The organism is Paraburkholderia kirstenboschensis (genome assembly GCF_904848585.1).
Taxonomy (GTDB): Bacteria; Pseudomonadota; Gammaproteobacteria; order Burkholderiales; family Burkholderiaceae; genus Paraburkholderia; species Paraburkholderia kirstenboschensis.
Window position 1 is genome coordinate 425,630 of sequence record NZ_CAJHCR010000005.1, and the last position, 17,363, is coordinate 442,992.

13 protein-coding genes are annotated in these 17,363 nt (G+C 61.4%); 3 read left to right on the forward strand and 10 right to left on the reverse strand.

Annotation, left to right across the window (positions count from 1 at the left end; genetic code table 11):
* Positions 1–229: 229 nt before the first annotated feature.
* Together JMY24_RS17255 and JMY24_RS17260 are read right to left on the reverse strand one after the other, a co-directional pair.
* Positions 230–1,150, reverse strand: a complete 921-nt coding sequence (locus JMY24_RS17255; RefSeq protein WP_128598400.1) for a LysR family transcriptional regulator — start codon at positions 1,148–1,150, stop codon at positions 230–232.
* A gap of 103 nt (positions 1,151–1,253) precedes the next feature.
* Positions 1,254–2,192, reverse strand: a complete 939-nt coding sequence (locus JMY24_RS17260) for a MinD/ParA family ATP-binding protein (RefSeq protein WP_201702501.1) — start codon at positions 2,190–2,192, stop codon at positions 1,254–1,256.
* Positions 2,193–2,655: 463 nt separating this feature from the next.
* Here JMY24_RS17260 and JMY24_RS17265 point away from each other — a divergent pair, with 463 nt between their 5' ends.
* Positions 2,656–3,408: a TetR/AcrR family transcriptional regulator gene (locus tag JMY24_RS17265; RefSeq protein WP_201702502.1), complete on the forward strand. Its 753-nt coding sequence runs from the start codon at positions 2,656–2,658 to the stop codon at positions 3,406–3,408.
* A gap of 91 nt (positions 3,409–3,499) precedes the next feature.
* Here JMY24_RS17265 and JMY24_RS17270 read toward each other — a convergent pair whose 3' ends face one another.
* The 7 genes from JMY24_RS17270 to JMY24_RS17300 form a co-directional block, all read right to left on the reverse strand.
* The gene (locus JMY24_RS17270) at positions 3,500–3,832 is read right to left on the reverse strand and encodes a hypothetical protein (RefSeq protein WP_128598204.1); all 333 of its coding nucleotides are present in this window, start codon (positions 3,830–3,832) and stop codon (positions 3,500–3,502) included.
* 39 nt (positions 3,833–3,871) lie between these two features.
* The gene (locus JMY24_RS17275) at positions 3,872–4,561 is read right to left on the reverse strand and encodes a PqiC family protein (protein WP_128598203.1); all 690 of its coding nucleotides are present in this window, start codon (positions 4,559–4,561) and stop codon (positions 3,872–3,874) included.
* On the reverse strand, positions 4,558–6,153 hold the full coding sequence (locus JMY24_RS17280; protein ID WP_128598202.1) for a PqiB family protein: 1,596 nt from the start codon (positions 6,151–6,153) through the stop codon (positions 4,558–4,560). The genes JMY24_RS17275 and JMY24_RS17280 overlap by 4 nt, the downstream gene beginning before the upstream one ends.
* A 65-nt stretch (positions 6,154–6,218) precedes the next feature.
* Positions 6,219–7,559 carry a paraquat-inducible protein A gene (locus JMY24_RS17285; protein ID WP_201702503.1) on the reverse strand — a complete coding sequence of 447 codons (1,341 nt, stop codon included), beginning with the start codon at positions 7,557–7,559 and terminating at the stop codon, positions 6,219–6,221.
* Between the two features lie 183 nt (positions 7,560–7,742).
* Positions 7,743–9,206, reverse strand: a complete 1,464-nt coding sequence (locus JMY24_RS17290) for an efflux transporter outer membrane subunit (protein WP_201702504.1) — start codon at positions 9,204–9,206, stop codon at positions 7,743–7,745.
* Between the two features lie 2 nt (positions 9,207–9,208).
* Positions 9,209–12,382, reverse strand: a complete 3,174-nt coding sequence (locus tag JMY24_RS17295) for an efflux RND transporter permease subunit (protein WP_128598199.1) — start codon at positions 12,380–12,382, stop codon at positions 9,209–9,211.
* The gene (locus JMY24_RS17300; RefSeq protein ID WP_413231253.1) at positions 12,379–13,548 is read right to left on the reverse strand and encodes an efflux RND transporter periplasmic adaptor subunit; all 1,170 of its coding nucleotides are present in this window, start codon (positions 13,546–13,548) and stop codon (positions 12,379–12,381) included. The genes JMY24_RS17295 and JMY24_RS17300 overlap by 4 nt, the downstream gene beginning before the upstream one ends.
* A 421-nt stretch (positions 13,549–13,969) precedes the next feature.
* Between JMY24_RS17300 and JMY24_RS17305 the strand changes: the two genes are divergently transcribed.
* Complete coding sequence (locus JMY24_RS17305; RefSeq protein ID WP_128598198.1) at positions 13,970–14,725, forward strand: TetR/AcrR family transcriptional regulator; 756 nt, start codon at positions 13,970–13,972, stop codon at positions 14,723–14,725.
* Positions 14,726–15,850: 1,125 nt separating this feature from the next.
* On the opposite strand, the gene JMY24_RS17310 is transcribed toward JMY24_RS17305, so the two are convergent.
* Positions 15,851–16,033 carry a hypothetical protein gene (locus JMY24_RS17310; protein WP_128598197.1) on the reverse strand — a complete coding sequence of 61 codons (183 nt, stop codon included), beginning with the start codon at positions 16,031–16,033 and terminating at the stop codon, positions 15,851–15,853.
* Between the two features lie 518 nt (positions 16,034–16,551).
* On the opposite strand from JMY24_RS17310, the gene JMY24_RS17315 reads away from it, so the two are divergent.
* Entirely contained in the window at positions 16,552–16,923 is a 372-nt protein-coding gene (locus JMY24_RS17315; RefSeq protein WP_128598196.1) for a hypothetical protein, read from the forward strand.
* Positions 16,924–17,363: the final 440 nt, after the last annotated feature.

The window sequence follows — 17,363 nt, forward strand, 5'->3', positions numbered from 1 at the left end:
GGATGCCTGGGAGCAGAGCGGTCGATCAGCAGTCCATTGCCACATCCCGGCTCGAGTCTTCCTTCGGCGATTGCCGGTTTCAGCGGCCATCGGTGGGCAAACCAGGCATGACAGTCCCTCGATTTTAATGCGCCGTTCTTTTCGAGTATCACGTTTTGCATGCATTTTCATACCGCTTCGGGTGCGGATTCAATCGGTCATCCGCATGCTGCCCGAGGGGCTGCTGCACCTAACAACCTGGCGCAAGCGTTTGAGCGCCCTCCTCGAAGAACTGCGCCGTGTGATCGATAAACGCCCTCACCTTTGGGGGTAGCAGCGTGCGTCCCATGTAAGCCAGACGGACCTCGGCCGCCGAATCTGCGATCTCATACTGCTCAAGCAGGCGGACCAGCCTCCCGGCCTTTATATCGTGCTCGACCAGCGTGATTGGAAGCAGAGCGACCCCGAATCCCTGGAGCACGATGTCGCGATTAAAGATCGGGTTGTTCGATGTAATTTCGTAGTGGAGCGGGACCCCGACGTTTTCATGCTCTGTGCGGAAGGTGACGAATGGCTTGTGCATGGAAGGCGGGACAGTGACGAACACATGGTCTGCCAGGTCAGCCGGATGCCGAGGCCGAGCGCGCCTGCCCAGATAAGCCTCCGTGGTAACGATCACCAATGGCAGCCTATGGAGAAGTCGCGTCACGGCCAGATCCGTCGCCAGCATGAAAGGCATAACGATACCGACGTCGTAACCATCCGCCGTCAGGTCAACTGGCCGCTCGGTTAACGTGGCGTCTACGGTGATGTTCGGATGTTTAAGCTTGAACGATGCAACCAATGGTGCCAGCCATGTCAGTGCCGCGGACGTGTGCGCGACCAGCCTGAGGACGCCCGCAGGCAGTCGGCCATGACTTGCGGCATCGGCTTCCAGACAGTCGAGATCGTCCAGAATCCGTGTGCAGCCGTTATAAAAGCGCTCCGCCGCTTCAGTCAGCGAAAATTGCCGAGTGGAACGGTGAAAAAGGCGGGTGCCGAGGCGCTCTTCCAGCGACGCGATGGCCCGCGAAACGACCGACGGCGATAAGTTCATCATTTCGCCAGCACGCCTGAAATTTTTGACTTCTACAATGGCGCGAAATACGCGCAAGCTTTCGATATATTCCATGGTTTAGCGCTTTGCCCGCGCTCAGAACACTGTAAGCAGAAGAAACTAAACTGGATGCTTCCCGATACTAATACGGGTGAAAAACTGCTATCGGGATTAGCCTTCAATTGAAGCGCGGCCTATAGATGCGGCACATACTTTTCGGAGCCTCTCGCGCAGGCGCCGATGATGGGGCGCTAGTAGGCGGCGAGTAACCCCACGGTCGAGTCATCGCGCGGACGCTTGAGAGCGTTGGCGCAGGTGAGCGCGACGGTGCTGCCGGCCGCCGCGGCCACGACCTCAGACCGCTTGCGAGACGCACAAAATCGTCCACGGCGGCGGAAGGACGGAGCGCATCCTGGATAGCGCGCGGCAGTTCGGCGGCCCGTGCAATGCAGGGGACGGCTCTGATGCAACCTGCATCGAGAATGGAGACGGCCAGATAGTCGCGAGCGATTCCGCGGAGGTTCTCCAGAACCGCGTGAGCGTCGACTTCACTGTCGACCCGATTCATGACGATGCGGAACTGTGCAATTCCCTGCGTGAGACGCAGCCGTTTCATGCGAACGTACGTTTCTGCCACTGCGTTCGCTGTCATGGTTGTGACGAGCAGCACGTCGTGAGCTTGCAACGCGAGCGGTGAGAGCACGCTACCGTCGCTAAACGCAGCGTCGATCAGCACGACGTCCGGGGCGGCGGCGGGTGCCGCGTCATATGCTACGGCACCGTAGCGTTGTTCATTCGTATCGCCCGGGCCGGTGATGGCGACCGGCAATGGACCAGTTCCGACCGCCTGCACTCGCGGCAGCCTGCCATTCGGCAAGGAAGCGAACATGCCCGCTTCCTTGATGGCGCCGAGCAACGCGCTGGCCGATCCGTTGCCAGCGTATTCGTCCAGCACGAGGACGTCCATCCCTTGCCTGGCCAGCGCTATCGCGAGGTGGACGACGGCAGTCGTGCAGCCCACTGCTTGCGAGCTGCCTGTAACGGCAACCACGTGCGCAGCGCTTGCGGCCAGCATCTGGTGCAAACCGAGAGCCTGAACGGCGCCTAAATCCTTCACTGATTCCCCCATGTGCAGACGTGGGCTCGCGCCACAACTAGCGCTGGCATGCCGCCGCGCCGTCAGCCGGCGCTCGACGAATAACCGATTCCGGCTCAATACACGAATTGTACGCGCTTAAGTCACTTTTGAGAATGAAATCGCAGATGATCTTCGTATCAGAAATGAGCAATGGAGCATTGAAAAAGGGGTGCGAGCAACAGGGTCATACACTGTGGCGAGGCCAGTGATTCAGCACAGCGCGGCACAATGACAGCGCTGGCCACTGGCGGTAGTCTTGAGCGATGGCTCAATGCCTCGGCACATAGGTTCAAGCACGCATCGTCGCCGAAGCACGTCACTCTATATGTCGTTCACTAGACCAGCCTCTCCTGCCGTCGATGACACTAACGTCATGGTTGCGCACTTTGTCAATGTAGACGTTTGAATCTATACTTGGGCATGACCAGGATCGGATCTATCAATGCCTAACCCTTCAAATCGCCGGACAGCAAAGCCCGCAGCCCCTGCCGCACCCTCCCCGGCTCCGGTCGCAGAAGAGCGCGAGCCACGCGGCGCGCGCCGCAAGCGCGAGACGCGCGCCCGACTGCTCGACGCCGCCCTCAGGCTCATGGCTGAGAAAGGAATGGAAGGCGTAGCGATCAACGAGATCACCGAGGCTGCCGACGTCGGCTTCGGTTCGTTCTACAACCACTTTGAATCGAAAGAAGACATTTACTCGACGCTTGTCGATAACGTCTTCAAGGACTTCGCGGACGTGCTGGACCGTGTTGCCAGTGGTCTTTCCGATCCGGCCGAGGTGGTTTCCGTCGCCGTGCGCCACACGGTGATGCGTGCCCGGCGCGACGCCGTATGGGGACGTTTCCTGATACGCGAAGGGTTCTCAGCGCGCGCGCTGAGCCGCGGTCTTGGTCAGCGGCTGCTGCGAGACATCGCCAACGGTATTGCGGCCAAGCGCTTCGTGCTCTCAGACCCGCTGATGGGCTTCCTTTCAGTGGGGGGCACCGTGCTGTCCGTGATTGCCGCGGACCTGAATTTCGTCGCTCCCGGTGCGCCCGCGTCGGACGTACTCAAGGAACTCGGGTTTAGTGGAGAGCACTTGCCCGAGCGTACAGCAGCCACGCTGTTGTACACACTCGGGATCAAGCGCGCAGAGGCGGAGAAGATTGCGGCGCGTCCGCTGCCTGCCGTCGACGAGAGGACTGAAGCCGTTTGAGCTCGAAGGCCCGGTCACATTAATTCCGTCGGTTTGGTCACCTGAAGTCAGCCGGCAGCGTGCCGGCCCGGGGAACAAGTACGGTCGACGGCTAGCGATAGAATTCATCGGCTAAAGCCTTGACACTAGCAATGAGTTCGCGGTCCTGGTCGTCGAGAGCTTCGCTGTGGAACTTCGAAAGTTCGTTAAGCGCTCGCGACACAGCTCTGACCGGATGAGACGCCGACGGCAAAAACGGCCACGCATGGAGCAGGTAGATGAGTGGCGTAATCTCGCGGCGTTCGCACCAGCGATCAAAGAGCACGATGCACACGTCATTGGCCTCGTCACGCAAGCAGGAATCGTCGTTCCCGCTGCTGTTGCAAGCCTCGGTCCCGGCGATCATGAATGTTCCCGCGTAGGTGCGGTGGCGGTTTCGTTCCATTTTCCTTCCGGTGCGCGGTGCGCCAATTCCGGCATCGGTTCAGCCCGCCAGAGCTGGGCATGACAACGCCGAATCTCCCGTACTGGCAGGCATGCGCGCCGGTGCAATCGTCGACACGAACGGCGACGCCGAAAATTCCCGGACGACTTCGCCAATTTGGGCGCCTATCCTTCTCACTGCGACTCGGTGGCCGTTGACGAGTGCATCGTAGCCGGCCGATACCGGCTCGCTGACTATGCTGCGGCAGGTCAATGTTCTTGAGTCGTTCGACTTGCTTACGCTCCAGGTTACGTCAATCAACGCGTGTGAGCCCGGCCACGATTCAAAACGCCGCACGTCGACGGAGACCTGGTACGTGCGAGCGTCCTCAGCGTGACCAGGCTGGTGCGTGTTGGGGCCGCCCACCTGTCGAGTCGCGGCTGCGAGCAGCGCATCGCGGATCTCGTCTGCAAGCGGCGATGCCCAGCGCTCGTCCTCCAGAATCCTGACGCGCGCCGCATCGTCCTGTACGACGAACTGGCTCCTTGCCACTGAAACCGGCACCTTCACCACGCGCATGTCGATCCAGAAGGCAGGACTGACCGCGACGCTTTCACGCGTCGGTTCCCCGTCAGTGCCGAGGGTATAGAAGTGTGCCGGCGGAGAAGCACAGGCGCTCAGCGCGGCGAGACCCATGACGGTTGCAATACGGGCGACCGCGCGCCATGCGCGGGATTGGATGAGGTTCACCGTTGATCTCCTTTCTTCCCGAACAGGAGCGCTTGGGGATGACGTTCCAGATAGTCGGCGAGCGCATTGAGGGATTGCAGGGTGCGCGTTAGTTCCTGCATCGCGTCCTGGACGTCCGACTGCATGGGCGCCGTCTGCCGGAGCGTCGTTTCGGCGGTACTGAAGGTTTTCTGCGCCGCTGCTAGCGTGTCGCGAGCTTGTGGAACGACCTCTGTGTCCATGTGACCGAACAGTTTGCTGGCGTTTTCAAGTGCGCCATTCAGGTTGGCTCCTATCTTGTCCAACGGCACCTGATTCAGCTTCCTCGCAATATCGGCAATCTGCACCTGAAGTTCGTCAAGGGTGTTGGGCACGGTCGGCAGTTCAATAGGATTGCGATGTACATCGACACTCGCCCGAGGTGCTTTGGGGAACATGTCGAGCGCCACGAATAGCTGGCCTGTCAGCAGATTGCCGGTCCGCAACTGGCCGCGCATTCCTTCCATGACGAGGTGTTCCAGCAACTCGTGACCACCCTGCGAGTTCGGAGCGGGTAGCGCTTCGTTGGAGCGCCGGCTCAGCCGGTCGGGATACAGCGCCAGCGATACCTTCATACTGAAACTCTTCTCTTTTTCGTTGTATTCGATACCGATGTCCGTCACCTGCCCCAGCGCGATGCCTCTGAGGTCGACAGGGGCGCCGACAGACAGGCCACGCAGCGACTGGTTGAACCGCATCACGACATTGAGCGGGGCGCCGTCGGGCTCGCGCATCGCGTCCGACTCGTCCGATGCGAGTCGGAACACGGCCTTGTCCCCGGCCGGTTGTCCAACGTCCTGACCCGGCGGCGACTGGAACGCCAGACCTCCGACAACCACCGTCGCCAGAGATTGTGTATTGAGCTTCAATCCGTTCGAATCCAGACGGAGGTCGACACCGCTTGCGTGCCACCACCGTGTATTGGTGCCGACATATTGGTCAAACGGGGCATTGACGAAAACATTGACGATAACGCCAGTGCCATGCGGATCGAGCGAGAAGCCGACCACCTGGCCCACCTTGACCCGGTGGTAGAAGATGGGTGCGCCGATATCGACGGAGCCCAAAGAGTCCCCTCTCAGCGTGTACTGATGCCCCCGCTGCCCGGATGTGACAATAGGCGGACTCTCGAGGCCGACAAACGCGGCTTGCCTTTCCGAAGACTGCCCGACGTCCACACCGATATACGCGCCGGACAGCAGCGTACCGAGGCCCGAGATGCCGTTAGCGCCCACGCGCGGTCGAACCACCCAGAAGCGCGTGCCCCGGCTCGCGAATTTCTCGGCCTGTTTGGTCAGCTCGATCGTAACGATGACGTGCTGCAGATCTTTTGACAGCGCGACCGCCTGTATCGAACCGATCTCCACGTCCTTGTACTTGACCTTCGTTTTGCCCGCCTCCATGCCCTCAGCGTTACTGAATGTGACCGTCACTGTCGGTCCCTTGTCGGTGACGGATTTGACTACCAGCGCAACACCGATCAGCGCACAGATGAGCGGCACTAACCAGATGAGGGAGGGAATCCAGCGTTTTCGCGGCTTTATGTCAGGTCTGGGTGGCGTGGGAAGATGCATCGCTCGGGAAGTGGTTCGAAAATATGGGGTTATTGAGGAGTGCGGACGCCGCTAGCGGCATTCGTTCATGGCCGTGAATCACGCGCTGGCCCGCAGCGGACGTTGTCCCAGATCAGCCGCGGATCGAACTGATGCGACGCGAGCATGGTGAGAATCACCACCGCGCCGAAGGCCAGCGCGCCCGGACCGGCAGTGACAACGGCAAACGAACCGAAATGCACCAGCGCTACCGTCAATGCGACAACGAAGACATCGAGCATCGACCACCGGCCAACGCACTCGACGAGCCGATGCAGCCTCGTCCGTTCGAGCGGTTGCCAGTCCGGACTGCGGTGGGCCGCGACGATCTGCAGCGTGAGAATCGCGAGTTTGAGCATCGGCACCACGACGCTGGCTATGAACACAACGACGGCGAGTGGCCAGTCGCCCGAAGTCCAGAAGTACGCCACACCGCCGAGGATCGTGTCGTCCTCCGAGTGGCCGAGGGACGACGCGTGCATGATAGGCAACAGATTCGCGGGTATGTAGGCGAGTGCCGCAGCAAGAACGAGGCTCGACGTGCGCGTCACGCTATCGGGATGGCGCGTGTGGAGCACCGATTCGCACCGGGAGCAGCGCTGGTCTGACGACCCCGCAATGTGCTTCTGCACCAGTCCACAGGTATGACACGCCACGAGCCCGGCGCGCCGCGCCGTCCTATGCACCGCCGGCGCGGGCTTCAGCCCGAAGAACCTCAGGCGTCGTGAGGCGCACCGGCGCTTCACCCTGGTCCAGCGGATCCCAGAAGGTTGTCGAAGCTTTATTTCGTCCCGCGTTGACCACAGCATGCGCGGGTCGAAAGCGCCGAGATACGCCAACATCAACGTGAGTGCGCCGAATGCAAACAGTCCTGGCCCTGGGACCACCCGCGCCATGCTGACCATTTTCACGATCGTGATGATCACGCCGAGCATGAACACTTCCACCATGCCCCATGGCCGGATGAACTGCACGACGCGAAGCATTCGATTGAAATGACGTACTACCTTGCCAAGGCGCAGCGGAACAAGCACATAGAGAAGCGCGAGGAGTTCGATCAGCGGAAACAGGATCGCTGAGCACAACACCATCGTTGCGACGATGCGCATGTGGCCCGTCCATAACGCCCACACCGCGCCGAGTAGCGTCGCCTCCGAGGTCATACCGTTGGTCTGCAGCTGTATGACCGGGAAAGCCTGCGCTATACAGAATGTGATCAAAGCTGCGACTGTTATCGCCCCAATCCGGTCGAGCGGCACGCTCGCTCCGTGCGCTCCTTTCAGGCTCGCACGGCAGCGCGAACACCTCGCAGCCTGCCCGCCCCGCAGCACAGGCTTGCGAAACAGCAGATCGCACTCGTGACAGGCGATCAGTTTCTTATATTCCATACAGGGAACTGGAGAACCTGAAGTTGTGGCGCGTTCGATGCACGTGAAGTCCGGCTTGACCTTTCCTGTGCGTCGACGCATTTTTATTTCGGATAGAAAACGACTGCTCCGATACCCGGCGGTGCAGTCAAGGAAGAGCGGCCCGGCTGGCAGGCCGCCCTCCCCGGCTTCATCGACGCGCGATCATTGCGCCGACGCTGTTTGCGGCTTGCCTGGCGGCAGTTCGCCCATCGCCTGGAACAGGGCAGCGGTATCGTTCATGCGCTGGCTTGCGGCGCGAACGGAACTGATCTGTGCACTGAGAAGCCGCTGCTCGCTGGCATGCTCCGCCGTTGACGGCAGCGAGCCCATGCGGCGGCGCGACGCGGTATCGTCGAACGCCGCCTGCGCGGCCTGTGCCGCTGCTTCAGTCGACGCAAGCGTCTGCGCGTCGTTATCCAGTGCGGCAAGCGAATTCGCGACATCATGGAAAGCCGACAGCACCGTCGACTTATAGTGAAAAGCCGCCGCATCGTAAGCATTGATCGAGGCGCGGCGTTGCGCGAACAACGCGCCGCCATGGAAGATCGGCTGCGACAGGCTCGCGCCAATGGCCCAGAGTCCGCCCGCTCCCGAGAGCACCGTTGGCCAGCTAAAGCCACCGCGGCCCATCGAGCCTGTCAGTGACAAGCTCGGAAAGAGCTGCGCGGTGGCAGCGCCCACATCAGCGGCTGCGGCCTTCAGGGTGGCGTCGGCTGCCTGTACGTCGGGACGCGAACGCAGGAGATCTGACGGCACCGCGACGGGCACATGCTCCGGCAACGCCAGGCTCTCAAGTGCGGGAACGCTCGGGGCGTTATCCGGCGCGCGGCCGATCAGCACCGCGAGCGCGTTGATGGCAGACACGCGCTGCTGGCGCAAAGCCGGCAGTGTCGCCGCCTCCGAAGCAGCATCCTGCTTCGAAGCGAGCGCCTGCGCACGCGACACTGACCCGAGCGCGTACCGGTGCTGGTCCTCGTTCGCAGCATCCCTCGCCACGGCGACGAGCCGTTCGGTGAGCGCGATCTGACGATCGAGCCCCGCCACATTGATCGCCGTGCCGACGATGTTGGCGGCGAGCGCCCGCCGGGCCGCTTCCAGCTCATACGCCTGCACATTCACGCGAGCGGCGCTCGCCTTGTTTGTGTAACGCGTCTGGCCGAAGAAGTCGAACGTATAGTGCGCGACAAGCTGCCCGGCGAAAAAATTGTATTGCACCTGCTCCGGGCCAAGCCCCGGCACAACGGGCGAACGCGCGCGCTCCACTTGGGCGACACCATCCACTGACGGCAGTGTGGACTCGCCGACCTGCGCGCGCAGTTGCTCTTGCGCGGCCGCCAACGTACGCCGCGAGGCCGCAAGCGTCGGGCTGTTGCTCAAGCCTTCCTCGACGAGCGCATCGAGTGCGTCGGAGCGGTAGAGCCGCCACCATTGCGGAACGCCCGCCGCGCCGATATCGAACTGCTGTGCAACGCCCGCTGCAGCGACAGTCCCGGATGGCTGCCTTTGTGCGCCATAGTGCTCAGGTGAAGGAGTCACCGGCGGTTCGCCGCTGGGGCCGAACGAACAAGCCGTCAATGCGAGCGCCGCTGTCACGGCAAAAATGGATGTTCTGTATACAAGACTCATGCTCAAATTTCCGTATGCTCGGCGACGAGCTGTTGCACCCCGCGCTCGTCGCGCCGGACCCTGAAGCACGCCGCGTACAGCGCGGGCAGGAAGAACACAGTCAATACCGTGGCAATCGTGATGCCGCCCATCAGCGCGGTCGCCATGGGACCAAAGAAGCCCGAGCGCAAGAGCGGAATCAACGCGAGGACGGCGGCGGCAGCGGTCAGCGTGATCGGCCTGAAACGCCTCACCGTGGCCCCGACAATCGCGTCGAAGCGCGAATGCCCTGCCGCGATGTCCTGATCGATCTGGTCGACCAGAATCACGGAGTTGCGCATGATGATGCCGAACATCGCAATCACGCCCAGCAGCGCGACGAAACCAAACGGCTTGCCGAACAGCAGCAGCGCGGCCACGACGCCAATCAGACCGAGCGGTGCTGTCAGCACCACGATGAACGTGCGCGCGAAGTTCTTCAGCTGGATCATCAACAACAGCAGCACGGCAATGATCATCAACGGCATTTCGGCATTGATCGACGTCTGGCCTTTTGCGCTTTCTTCTACGGCGCCGCCCACCTGAATGCGATAGCCGACCGGCAGCCTTGCGGTTTGCGCCGCAAGTGCATGTTCGATGTCGCGGGTCACGTCGATCCCCTGCGCGTCGCCGCGCACGTCCGCCTGCACCGTGATTGTCGGCTGACGGTCGCGTTGCCAGATGACGCCGTACTCGAGCGTATTGCGCACGTGTCCGAGCGAGCCGAGCGGCACCGCGCCGTTGGGCGTCGGAATCGCGAGGCTCGTGAGCTGTGCGGGGTCGACGCGTTCGGTCTTTGGCGCACGCAGATCGACATTGATCAGCTTATCGCGCTCGCGGTACTGCGTAACCGTGTACCCCGATAGCGTCATGGCGAGGAAGTTCGATACATCTTCCGAGCTGACACCAAGCTGGCGCGCCCGGTTCTGGTCGACCTCGAACGAGATCGAGCGCTCCGCCGGCTCGTCCCAGTCGAACTGCACGTTGCGCGTGCGCGGATCAGCGCGGACCTTGTCCGACACGTCTTGAGCAATCGATCGCACGGTCGCGATATCGTCGCCACTCACGCGGAACTTGATCGGAAAGCCGACCGGCGGACCATTCTCGAGGCGCGCGACACGCGCCCGCACGCCAGAGAAGTCCTTCTCGAGTTTGCCGTCGAGCCAGTGCATCAGTTCCTCGCGGTTTTCGACGCTTTTTGCCGTAATCACGAATTGCGCGAAATTCGGCTGCTGAAGCTGCTGGTCGAGCGTCAGGTAAAAGCGCGGCGCGCCCGTGCCAACAAAGTCGACGAAGTGGTCTATCCCGGCCTTACCGTCGAGCGCCTTTTCGAGGCGCTTCGCTTCACGCTGCGTCGCTTCGAACGAGGCGCCTTCCGGCAGCCTGAGATCGACTAGCAACTCTGGCCGTTCAGAGTTCGGGAAGAACTGTTGCGGCACGCGCGTGAAGGCCAGCATGGAAATCGCGAAAAGCACGACGGTGATGCCGAGCACGACCCATCGACGCTCGACGCACCACGCAACCCACCCCGACAGGTGCCGGTAGAAGCCGGTGTTGCCGATTTCATGCGGATCATGGTGTGCACCGCCGGGTTGAGGCTTGCGTTCCGGCAGCAGGTAATAACCCAGCAACGGAACCAGCACGACCGCTGCAAACCACGAAACGATCAGCGAAATGGCCGACACTTCGAAGATCGAACGCGTGTACTCGCCGGTGCTGGATTTGGCCAGCGCGATCGGCAGGAAGCCCGATACCGTGACGAGCGTACCCGTCAACATCGGGAATGCCGTGCTCGAATAGGCGAATGCTGCCGCGCGCGCACGGCTCCAGCCCTGCTCCAGCTTCACCGCCATCATTTCGACGGCGATGATGGCGTCATCGACGAGCAGGCCCAGCGCAAGCACGAGGGTGCCGAGCGAGACCTTGTCCAGGCCGATATTGAACAAGTGCATGCACAGTGCCGTGACCGCGAGCACGATCGGAATGGTGATCACGACGACCATGCCCGTGCGCAGACCGAGCGAGACGAGACTGACGACCAGCACGATTGCCACCGCTTCGCCGACCGACCTTGCGAACTCATCCACTGAGTGCTTGACCGCGTGCGGCATGCTTGAAACAGGTGTAAGTTTCAGCCCCGCAGGCAGCGTAGCCTGCAGTTCGGCGGTTTGTGCGTCGAGCGCCTTGCCGAGGCTTATTACGTCGCCGCCCTTTTGCATCGTCACGCCGATGCCGAGCACGGCTTGACCGCCGACGCGCATCTGGGTCGCAGGCGGGTCGTCATATCCGCGAGTGACTTTCGCAATGTCGCCCAGCCGGAACGTGCGCTTGTTGATGGTGATGAGCACATCCGAGAGGGCCTGTACATCCTTGAGCGCCCCGCTCGGCCGCACGTACACGCGGTCGTCCGCGGTCGTGATGGTGCCGACGGGCGCCACGGTGTTTTGTGCGTCGATCGCCTGCGCTAGCTGTTGCGGCGTGATCGAGAGCCGTGAGAGCTGGGCGTTCGAGATTTCGACGAAGATGCGCTGATCGGGATCGCCGAAATAGTCGACCTTGGCAACGCCGTGTATTCGCAGCAGGACGGTGCGCAGCTTGTCGGCATAGTCGTGCAGTTGCGCCGGCGAAAAGCCGTCGCCTTCTAGCGCATAGATGTTGGTGTAGACGTCGCCGAATTCGTCGTTGAAAAACGGGCCGACCGTGCCCTTCGGCAGTGTCGCGGCAATGTCGCCGACCTTTTTGCGCACCTGATACCACGTTTCCGGCACTTCCTTGACGGGCGCCGAGTCCTTCATGGCGAAGAAGATCATCGACTCGCCCGGGCGCGAGTAACTCTTGATGTTGTCGATGTTCGGCGCGGCTTGAAGCTGGCGGCCGATCCGGTCCGTGATCTGTTCCTGCACCTCGCGGGCAGTCGCACCAGGCCAGTAGGTCTTGATCACCATCGTGCGGAAGGTGAACGGCGGGTCCTCCGACTGCGCGAGTTTCGTATAGCCGATCACGCCGAAAAGCGTGGCGAGGCCAATCAGGAAGATCACCAACTGCTGATGACGCAGTGCCCAGCCGGAAAGGTTGAAGCCGTCCTCGCCAGATTGGTCTGCCCCGGAATGCGGAACGGGCCCGCTCTCGCGTACGGATTCATGGTCGCGGGAATTCATGACGGAAAGTCCTCCCCATGCAGGGGCGCCACTACATGCACGTGCTGGCCCACGCTCACCGCATGCACGCCTTGAACTATCACGCGGTCGCCGTCATGGAGGCCGGATGCAATGGAGACCGTTCGCTCGTCATATCGCTGCACCGTCACGGGACGCAATTCGAGCGTATCGGTGCCCGCACGCACCACCCAGACTGCGGGGTTCTCGCCCTGGTGAAAGAGCGCCGTCACAGGTATCGTGAACGGCTGTGCGGCTGCCGCATTGCCGACGGCATTGAACGCAACGGTGGCGGTCATGCCGGGGCGCACTTCAGGGCTGGGCGCGTTCAGGGTGAGCTTGATGCGCCATGTCCGGCTTTGCGGATCTGCGCTGGGCGAGACCTCGCGCACGCGAGCTTCGAACAGCTTGCCGGGCAATGCAGGCAGTCTGACGCGCGCCATGCTGCCGACTGTCACCGAGCTAAGCGTCTGCTCGGGAGCGTCGCAGATGATATCTACGTCGCCTGTCCAGTCGAGGTGATAGATGGATTGGGTTGCCTGAACATTCTGGCCCGTGTCGGCGTCCTCCGACGTAATCACACCGTCATGGTCTGCTGTCAGCGTCGCATAGCGCAGATTGTCCGACGCGAGCGCCATCTGCGCGAGCGCCGAGTCGCGCTGCGCAATAGCGGATGCGTACGCGTCCTGCGTCTGTTCGAGCTGCGCAGGTGCAATCAGGTTTGCTTGCGCCTGCGCCTGATCCCGATTGAGCTGCTGCTTCGCGTAGACGAACCGGTGTTCGGCGGCATCGAGCTGCGCTCGCGCGTTCGCCAGGTTACTGCGAAGATCCGTTGGATCGAGGAGCGCTACGGCCTGCCCCGCCTTGACCGCGTCGCCGAGACGAAGGCGCCGTTCGATGATCTTGCCTCCCACTCTGAACGAAAGCGCCGTGGAGTAGCGAGCCTGCACCTGAGCCGGCCATAAAGCACTTACCGTGCGCCCGTCAGCGTGCACGGCCAGGGCGACCACGGGCTTCGGCTCCGGAGCGGCCGCTTCCCGCGGGTGGCATGCCGAGAACAGGACCGCGCAACTAGCCGCAAGCGCCACGCGTGCGCACTGCAGAGATTGGAGGAAGGAAGGTAAGAAGCGATGCGCAGGCGCCTGCGCGATAGGGCCGGAATGTTTCACGATGTTCACAAGACGGGCAATAACCCAGGTAAGAAAGTTTCCTCATGCGGTGCAAACCTGAAGTGCCATCAAGCACAGCTTGCTATCAGCGAGGACATACAAAACTAGCTCCGTTGATACGTTAGTTGTCCTTCTTTATACGTCCATATCGGTGCATGCCATCCGGGCACGACTCACGCAGTCAGTAGTTGACGCCGCGCCCGCTCATGCCTGGGCCCGATGATCTGCCAGCCTGTCAGTTTCGCCCGAAGACCTGGCGAGACCGCGATGGGCATTTTTTCGCTCCCTCGGCATTAATCAGCTCTTCGTACGTCCGGTTGCGGCGGCCGGAATGAGATTAGACCCATTACTGATGGTATTGTCAACCATGACATATAAATCTAAAATCTGAACATCGAACAAGTAAGATCACGGAGCCGACATGCCAGATGCCCTAAAGCCGCGCACCAGTCGCGCACGCGCGCTCAAGGCGCCAATCGCATCTTGCGGCGCCGTCGACGGGAGCTTCCCGCGCGGCGCCCGTCGCAAACGCGAGACGCGCGCCCGCCTGCTCGACGCTGCGCTGCAACTGGTGGCGGCCAATGGCTTGAACTCCGTGACCATTAACGAAATCACCGAGGCAGCCGACGTCGGGTTCGGCTCTTTCTACAACCACTTTGAGTCAAAGGAAGGCATCTTCACGGCGCTGATCGAATGGCTGTTCGAGGAATTCGCAAATTCGCTCGATCGCCACGCCGCGGGGTTGTCCGATCCAGCGGAAGTGATCGCCGTCTCAGTGCGTCATACGCTGTTGCGGGCACACCGCGAGCCGGTTTGGGGGCAACTTCTTATCCGCGAAGGCTTGTCGCCGCGCGCGCTCAGCAGGGGTCTCGGCCTGCGCCTGCTGCGCGACATCGAGAAGGGCATTTCAGAAAGGCGCTTTGTGATCGCGGACCAGCTCATGTCCGTTATCTCCGTGATCGGCACGGTGCTCGCGGGAATTGCCGCCGAGCTGCAATTGACCGTCTCGTCGAAGCGCACAGTTCGTGCGCGAAAAATGCTTCGCTCGAAAGAGGAGAAGTTTGCGCAGCGAACCGCCGCCATCGTGTTGCAGGCGTTCGGTCTCTCACGTGTGGAGGCCGAGCGGATCGCACGACGTCCACTGCCCAGCGTTCCCGCCGGTCAGACCTTGCCGTGACGGCGCGACTAGCGCGAGCTTTGCGCCCCTTCGCACGTGCGGCCGCACGGCCAGGATACAGAATCGGCCGGTAGGCGCGATCGCGCTGCACATCTGATCGGACGAACGCGACGTCGATCTGATCTGGTAGAGGGCGAAGAATCCGAACAGCCGCCCAAAACCGCTCCGAGGCTTCCTTTTGGGCAGCTACGCACATCAGCCGGATGATGAGTGTGACGGACAGCGCAAACAAATACATCATCCCCAGCGCCGTGAGGCCGCGTGGAGGGCGATCGCGCGCCAGCTACTCCACGCCCGGCTGAAAAATGTATGCAACGAGCGCCCCAAGCAGAAACGGCGTAAGAACGGCACGCAGGTTGAGCAGCAATACTGCCTACAGCTAAAGCTAAAGCTAAAGCAACAGCACACCACACCAAAGATTGGCGATGGCAAACAGTCATCGACGCCCCATTGAGCGAGTGATCGAGTGGCTTTGGCCGTTGGGTCGAAGCGTCGGCGGAAGCCTCCGTCTTAACCGCGGGACCCGACGATGACGCGGTTGCCCGCCGGCGCATCCGTCAGATTCGCGTCGCAAGTTTAGCGGCGCTGCGAGTCACCCTGGCATTACCCTGTTGGCGTGACGGGTCTTGCGGCGTCGCCGGCTCGCGGGTGCTTATCCGATCGCCCGCCGGGTCGCCCGGCGACCTAAATCCACATTGGCGGCGCCTTCGGATCGGGCTGCGGCATCATCGCCGGTGCGGCCATCGCGGGAACGACAATCGCAATGACCCGCGGTGTGGGCATCACAATTGTGGAGCAACCGCAGACCGTCGCAGCGAGCGGGAACGGGCACAGCAAGGCGAAAAAGAAGCGCGGTCGTCGCATCATTCCTGCCACCGATGCAGCGAATTGTTCAAGTTTTGGTCGAACAGTTATGGGTGACATCTCCAGGGTCGATGCAGCGTGTGTTGGGGCGACTCGCCTACACCGTTTCGTGGACGGGTCCAAATGTGATTATACTATCATATGTGATTGTACACATCACAGCAGACTTAAGAAGATGCAACCACGCTGCACCGGCGGTCGCGATGCGCCGCGCGCTGCGTTGCCGTCCGGCTCGCGGACGGTGGCAGATGCGCGGAGGGGTCAATGCGTGAGGACGCTCGTGTGCGCGGCCAGGCGCTCGACCTCGAGTAGCGCCTGGCCAAGCACATCGATAGCCCCATTCGTGGTGGAGGCCGTAGCAGCGCTGCGCAATGCATGCTGTACGAGCTCATGAATGACCTCCGTGTTCGATGAACCGACCTGGAATATGATTTGGTGTTCCATAAGTATTCCTGCGTAAATAGCGAGGTGTGTATGAGTGGATGCAGTATAAACAAAGCGCGCCATCATTCGACGTGCGCAATTATGAGTTGCGAGATCTTCAACATATGGGTTTGCGTGAACCGCGAATAGCTGGCAGCAGAACAACAGGCTCAAGCTATTCCCGTACTCACGCCGGGTCTTGTTAGCGAACCTCTGTCGGGGCGTGCACGCTCGACTGGCCGCTCCCGTTGACGTGAGGCCCAGTTCGAGACCGTCGAAGCGACTGTGGTGCGTGTCATTCAGATGGTCCGCAGCGTCCCTGCCTTCGGGCACGGTATAGAAGCGCGCGCCGCTTCAGGGCAATCGGCTGCGAGGCTTGCAGCGACGGCAACTCTCCATTGCTCCGGGGATGCTTGTAAGCAGACGGTAACTGACTAAACTGGCACCAACGAACTGGCAAACAGCACCCATGCCTCGCCAAACCGTTGTTCCCCCAACACCGCGTCTCCTGCATCCGACGCTCGCTATGGAGTCTGATCATGCAAAAGTCCAAGACCTTCATCCCCGTCCCTGTTGTCGCGTCGATCCTGTCCCTTTCGACCGCCGCATTCGCTAGCAGCGATGGTCCCCAAAAGTATGAGCAAGCGGCTGCGCAAACGGTTCAGCGTCAAACGGTTGAGGGTCAAACGGTCGGCTACCACGACCGCACGAGCGCCGCTACACAACATGCAATGGACTTTCAGGCGGTATTCGCCCGCGTGGAAGCCCAACGACAGGCGTTCGACAACTACGGCGGGATGGATAGTTCGTCCGCTTCCCGCCCCTCAGACAACGCAGCGTCGAATCGATCCGTCGACTTCAGTACCGCAACGGCGACCTGGCGTTACAAGGCAATCCTGGCCGCGCGCTGAGACAGCCTGCGGCTGCCAACCGCATCAAATTCAAGTCAATCAGCTGGAAAAATTGAAATGAAAAAGACCTTCCTCGTACTGTTCGCATTCCTTACTAGCACATCCGTGCTTGCGCAAAACAATCTGCCGCAGCAATTCCCGTCGCAGCAGCCCTCGTCCGCCGGACAATCCCCCACGAAGCAGCTTTCACAGGGTGGGCCGCAGCTTCCGAACCCTCCCCAGCTTCCGCAGCTTCCGAACCAGGTTCCGACACAAGCGTCGACGCAAGTCCAGACCCAGCTTCCGAAATAACCCGTATGGCTGCGCAAGCCACGCAGCCATACCTGAGAGACCGGCGATTGTCGCGGCTACCCCGATGCTGTTCGTCGCGGTAGGCATGCATGCGATGCATGACGGCGTTTGCCGGCGATTCATCTATGACGTCCGCAGATCGCTGGCCG